Raw genomic sequence first — 5,579 nt, forward strand, 5'->3', positions numbered from 1 at the left:
CTTCGGCAGCCGGAGCCGCCGGCGGGGCGGGCGCCGCCAGCGCGCGCAGGGCGCCGGCCATCGCCGACAGGGCGTGGTCCAGGGTGCCGCCGGGGGGCGGCTGGAACAGCCGCATGGTGGGGAACCAGGGGCGCACCGCCGTCCCCAGCTGGGTCCAGTCGGGCCAGCCGAAGCGCCACACCGGCACCCCCAGGGCCGCCGCCAGCTCGCCCATGGACATGGCCGGCGTCACCACCAGGTCGAGACCGGCGAGCAACGCCGCCGTCTCCTCGAAATCGTCCTTGAGGTCGAGATCGTCCCAGCGGTGCACGGCGACGCCGAAGCGCCCCTCGGCGTCGGCGACCTCGGTGGCGCAATCGTCGTATTGGAGGGTCACGAAGACCAGGCCGGGGACGGCGAACAGCGGCCCCCAGCGGTCGAGCGCGGTGTAGGCGGTGCGCCGCTCCACCGTCATCAGGCCGCTGCGCCAGGCGATCCCGACCTTGAGACCGGGGCCGAGCGCGTCCAGCCGCGTCCGCCAGCGCGCGGCCCGCGCCGGGTCGGCCCGCAGCCAGGCGGCGCGGGCGGGAAAGGCCGCCAGGCGGGGCCGGAAGGCGCGGGCGAGGGACCCGGCGGGCGCGTGGAGGTCGGCGTCGACCGGGCTCTCCGCCGCACCCCCGGCCGCGGGCGGCGGCACGGCGCGCACCGTTGCCCCCGGGAACGACCGGGCGAACAGCCCGGCCAGGCGCGGGTCGCACTCGACGATCAGGCCGGCGGCATCGGCCAGGGCATCGCCGTAGCAGGAGGCGAACAGCACCTCGTCCCCCACCCCCTGCTCGCGCCACACCATCAGGCGCTTGCCGGCCAGGGCCTCGCCGCGCCAGGGCGGCACGGGCGGCTGGCGGGCGGCGCCGATCTGGCCCGAGGCGAAGCGCCAGGCGTAGCCGGGCCAGCCGCCGGCGAGATCGCCGTCCTCCAGCCGCAGCAGGCCCTGGTTGAAGCGCGCCAGGGCGAGGTCCGGCGCGAGGGCGAGGGCGCGCGCGTAGAGGGTGGCGGCGGCCGCCCGCCCGCCGCCGCGCTGGACCGCCAGGGCCAGGTTGCTCAGCGCCTCGGCGTAGGCCGGCTGCAGCGCCAGGGCGCGGCGCAGCGGGGGCACGGAGTCGCCATGGCGTGCCTGCTTCTGCAGCGCGGAGGCCAGGTTGTTGTGGGCGCCGGCGGTGCCCGGCATCAACCGCAGGGCGTGGCGGTGGGCCCGCTCCGATTCGGCGAAGCGCTCGCGCTGGCGCAGACCGTTGCCCAGGTTGGAGTAGGGCTCCGGCAGCTCCGGCGCCAGCCGCACCGCGGCCCGCCAGCAGGCCAGCGCGTCGTCGAGCCGGCCCAGGCTCTGCAAGGCGTTGCCCAGGTTGTTCCAGGCCGGTGCCAGCTCCGGCCGGTGGCGAACGGCGTCGCGGTGCAGCGCCGCCGCTGCCGTGGCATCGCCCAGCGCCAGCCGGGCGGAGCCCAGGTTGTCCAGGGTCTCGGCATGGTCCGGCCGCACCGCGAGAGCCGCGTCGAAGCAGGCGGCCGCGTCGGCCACCCGGCCGAGGTCGAGCAGCACCCGGCCCAGCGCGTGCAGGGCGTCGGGGTTGCGCGGGTCGTGGCGCAGCGCCTCGGCGTAGGCGTCGGCCGCCTCGAACAGCCGGCCCTGCGCGCGCAGGCAATCGGCGGCGTTGGCGATGGCCGCGGGATCGTCCGGCCGCCGCGCCAGCGCCTCGGCGAAGCACGCCATCGCCTCGTCGGCGCGGCCCAGCCGGCGCAAGGCGATGCCCAGGTTGTTCCACGCGGCGGGGTCGCCGGGGCGCAGCTCGGCGGCGCGGCGGTGGTGGGGCACCGCCTCGGCGACGCGCCCGAGGTCTTGCAGCACCACGCCCAGGTTGAGGTGCGCCTCGGCGAGGCCGGGGTCGTGGCGCACCGCCAGGGCGTAGGACTCCGCCGCCTCGGCGGCGCGGCCCAGGGCCGCCAGGGCGACGCCGAGGTTGTGATGGGCGGCGGCATGCCCCGGCTTCAGGGCGATGGCCTGGCGCTGGCAGGCGACGGCATCCTCCACCCGTCCCATGGCCTGCAGCACCAGGCCGAGGTTGCCGTGGTAGTCGGCCACCGTGCCGTCGGCCAGCACCGCCTGGGAGATCGCCGCCGCGGCGTCGGCGTGGCGGCCCTGCTGGTGGGCCAGCACCCCCAGCAGATGAAGCGCGTCGGCATGGCCCGGCCGGCGGTCGAGGATGCGCCGGTAGAGCGGCTCCGCGGCCGCCAGCTCGCCGGCCTGGTGGTGGCGCAGCGCCCGCGCCAGCAGCGCCGCGGCGTCCTCGCTCACCGGCCGCCACCGGCCAGGGCGCGCAGGGCGCGGGCGGCGCCGGCCAGGGCGGCGCCCAGCGAGCCCCCGGGCGGCGGCGGCACGGCGCGCAGCGTCGGGTACCACGGCCGCACCGCGGTGCCGAGCTGGGTCCAGTCGGGCCAGCACACCCGCCACACCGGGACGCCAAGCGCGCCGGCCAGCTCGCCGGGCGCGCTGGCCACCGACACCACCAGATCGCACGCCGCCGTCAGCGCCGCCGCGGTCTCCAGGTCGTTGGCGAGGTCGTCGGCCGGATCATGGTGGATGGCGACGCCGAAGCGGCGCTCGGCGGCGGCCAGCTCGTCGTAGCGGCCGTCGTACTGCAGGCTGACGAAGCGCACCCCGGGGATGGCGAGCAGGGGCGCCCAGTCCTCCAGGGCGGTGTACGCCGCCTGGCGGGTGTGGTCGCTGCGCCAGCTGGTCCAGGCGATGCCGACGGTGAGCCCCGCGCCCGGCAGGGCGGCGCGCCGCGCCAGCACCCGCGCCGCATCGGCGATGAGCCAGGCCGGCCCCCCGGGGAAGGCGGCGAGGGAGGGGCGGAGGTGGCGGGGCAGCGACCCGGCCCGGACCGCCAGCTCGGCGCCGCCGGAGTCCTCGGCCGGCCGGCGCACCGTGGCGCCGGGAAAGGCGCGGACGAACAGCGGCACCAGGCGGCGGTCGCATTCGATGGTGACGTGGCCGGCGCGGGCGATCAGGTCGGCGTAGCAGGAGGCGAACATCAGCTCGTCGCCCAGCCCCTGCTCCCGCCGCACCAGGATGTGCCGGCCCGCCGGGTCCTCGCCCTGCCAGAGCGGCGGCCCCGGCGGCGCGGCCGGGGTGGGCCGGCCGTCATAATCCACCCACCCCTCGGCCAGCCGGCCGGTCGCCAGGCGCAGCAGCGCCCGGTTGAGCGCCGCCAGGGGCCGGGCCGCGTCCGGCCGGCCGGCGTCGGCGGAGGTCGCGCCGCCGGCGAGCGCCTCGCCGAACGCCGCCTCCGCGGCCGCGGGCTCGCCCAGGTCCTGGAGCGCCAGCCCGAGATTGGCATGGGCCGCGGCAAAGCCGGGGCGCGCGGCAAGGGCCCGGCGGTGGAGCCCGGCGGCGGCGGCGGCGTCGCCGGCGTCGCGCCGCACGGTCCCCAGGTTGGTCAGCGCCTCCGCCATCTCCGGGGCAACGCGCAGGGCCCGGGCGTAGGCCACGGCGGCGGCGTCCGCGCGCCCGGGATGGGCCTGGCCCTGCAGGTTCCACAGCTCGGCCTCGGCGGGGGCCAGGGCCAGCGCCCGGCGGCGCCCGGCCTCGGCCGCTGCGGCGCGCCCGAGGCGGTCGAGCGCGACCGCCAGAACGGCGTGGGTCGGGGCGTGATCCGGCCGCGCCCGGCACGCCCCCTCGAGCGCCTCCGCCGCCTCGGCCGCCCGCCCGAGGTCAAGGAGCGCCCGCCCAAGGGCCAGCCGGGCCGCCACCAGCGCGGGGTTGGCGGCCAGCGCCGCGCGCAGCACGCCCTCCGCCTCGGCGGCCCGCCCCAGGGCGTGAAGGGCGCCGCCCAGGTTGCCCTGGGCCTCGGCGTAGGCGGGGCGGCCGCGCAGCGCCTCCCGGTAGGCCCGCTCCGCCTCGGCCCAGCGGCCGCCCGCGGACAGGGCGTTGCCCAGGGTGTTCGCCGCTTCGGGAAAGCCGGGGCGCAGCCGCAGGGCGCGCCGGCAGGCGGCCTCCGCCTCGGCGTGGCGGCCGAGCGCCTGCAGCGCGTAGCCCAGGTTGGCGTGGTAGTCGGGAACGGTCCGGTTGGCGGCGATGGCGCGGCCGATCAGATCGGCGGCTTCGCCCAACCGGCCGGTCTGGCACGCCACCATGCCCAGCAGGTGCAGGGCGTCGGGATGGTCCCGCCGCAGTTCCAGGGCGTGCCGGTACAGCGCCTCGGCCTCGGCCAGCCGCCCGGCCTGGTGCAGCGCCACCGCCTCGGCGACCACCGGCGCCGCCGCGTCCGGCACCCCCCGCTTGGCGGCTGCGGGTGTCCCCGCGCCCGCCGCCCGTCGCTCCTTCCGGTTCATCCGGCCACCCAACCCGCCCTGCCCTGGTCCGGAGCCATCGATAGCACATTTGCCCGGCGCGCGTTCACCCGGCGCGCCGCCGGGCCGCTACACGCAGGACCGCGGCCGGCGCCGCGGCCGGTGCGCGTCGATCCGGTCCATCAGATCGGTGACCTCGGCCGCGTCGTCGGTGTGGCCGAGGTCGAGCAGCATCCGGCCGTAGCTGCCCAGCGCCCCCAGCACCGCCATCTCGTCGGTGACGCCATGGATCGGTTCGCCGTCGCCGTCCACCACCAGGGCGCCGAGGACGGCCAGCATCTCGGCCACCTCGGTGACCGCCTCGTCCAGCGCCTCGTCCCCGTCGCCCGCCGCCGCGAACAGCGGCTCCAGGACGTCGGGAAGCGGAATGTCGTCGTAACCGCCCATGCTCTCCCCCGGATGTCCGGGATGCCGGATATGCCCCGGCCCGCGACTCGAACCGGCACGCGCCAACGCCACCGCGCCCGGTGCCGGGCCGCCGGTGGCGGAACGATGGTGCGTCGGTTCGCGGGAAAACGGAAGGCCCGGCGTCACACCTGCGGCCAGATGACAAGGATGTGGGCAGGGGATTCCGGCGCGTCAAGCCGGCGGCGGCGGTCCATCACAGGGACCCGGCGCGGCGCCCGTCACAGCATGGACTGCGCCAGGCCGGCGCCACGCTCGGTCACGGACTCGAAGACCCGGCGGGCGGTGGCCTCGTCGCTCCACCCGTCGGCCGGCACCACGCCGTCCATGCCCCGCGGCGTGTCGGACGCCCGGGGCCGGGCGCCGTCGCCGGTGTCCAGCGCGAAGACCTCGCCGTTGCGGTGCTCGATCACCGCATAGCGGCCCTCCCGCGCGACCAGGCGGAAGCTGCCGTGTTCCTCGACGACGGTGGGTGTGCTCAGGGGCGTGGTCATGGGCGTCCTCCTCGGGTGTCCGACCGCTCCAACCGCCGGCACGCCCAAAGAGCACGCGCCGGACGCCGCCGGCGTGCCCTGGTGAGGGGGCACGCCGGCGGCGGGGGGGCTGTGAGGACGGTTTTGTGACGGGGATGGGCGTGTTCGGTGCGGGTCGCGGGCTTGCTGCTGCGCAGGGCGCATGAGCGAGATCAAGCCGATCGAGCGATTAGTAAGGCTTAGCTTCACGCGTTGCCGCGCGTCCACATGCCTCCTATCGACGTGATGGTCTATCACGGCTCTCGGGGAATGCTT

Annotated in this window: 4 protein-coding genes and 1 rRNA gene; all 5 read right to left on the minus strand. The window is 77.7% G+C overall.

From position 1 onward, the window contains the following. Positions 1 to 2,329, minus strand: a 2,329-nt coding sequence (locus AC6H2I_RS30280) for a tetratricopeptide repeat protein (protein ID WP_497504512.1), incomplete at its 3' end; no start/stop codon positions are given. Continuing rightward, positions 2,326 to 4,368 carry a CHAT domain-containing protein gene (locus AC6H2I_RS30285; RefSeq protein ID WP_497504513.1) on the minus strand — a complete coding sequence of 681 codons (2,043 nt, stop codon included), beginning with the start codon at positions 4,366 to 4,368 and terminating at the stop codon, positions 2,326 to 2,328. The genes AC6H2I_RS30280 and AC6H2I_RS30285, both read right to left, overlap by 4 nt. 87 nt (positions 4,369 to 4,455) lie before the next feature. After that, positions 4,456 to 4,773 (minus strand): hypothetical protein, encoded by a 318-nt coding sequence (locus tag AC6H2I_RS30290; RefSeq protein WP_497504514.1) that lies wholly within the window; start codon positions 4,771 to 4,773, stop codon positions 4,456 to 4,458. Positions 4,774 to 5,012: 239 nt separating this feature from the next. Further along, positions 5,013 to 5,285: a hypothetical protein gene (locus tag AC6H2I_RS30295; protein WP_497504515.1), complete on the minus strand. Its 273-nt coding sequence runs from the start codon at positions 5,283 to 5,285 to the stop codon at positions 5,013 to 5,015. A 187-nt stretch (positions 5,286 to 5,472) separates the two neighbouring features. Beyond that, a 23S ribosomal RNA gene (locus tag AC6H2I_RS30300) occupies positions 5,473 to 5,579 on the minus strand; the annotation flags it as partial.

The organism is Azospirillum sp. NS33 (assembly GCF_059703765.1).

Coding starts and splice junctions, on each gene's coding strand:
- AC6H2I_RS30285 (WP_497504513.1), bottom strand. CDS start 4,368: ATGAACCGGAAGGAGCGACGGGCGGCGGGCGCGGGGACACCCGCAGCC.
- AC6H2I_RS30290 (WP_497504514.1), bottom strand. CDS start 4,773: ATGGGCGGTTACGACGACATTCCGCTTCCCGACGTCCTGGAGCCGCTG.
- AC6H2I_RS30295 (WP_497504515.1), bottom strand. CDS start 5,285: ATGACCACGCCCCTGAGCACACCCACCGTCGTCGAGGAACACGGCAGC.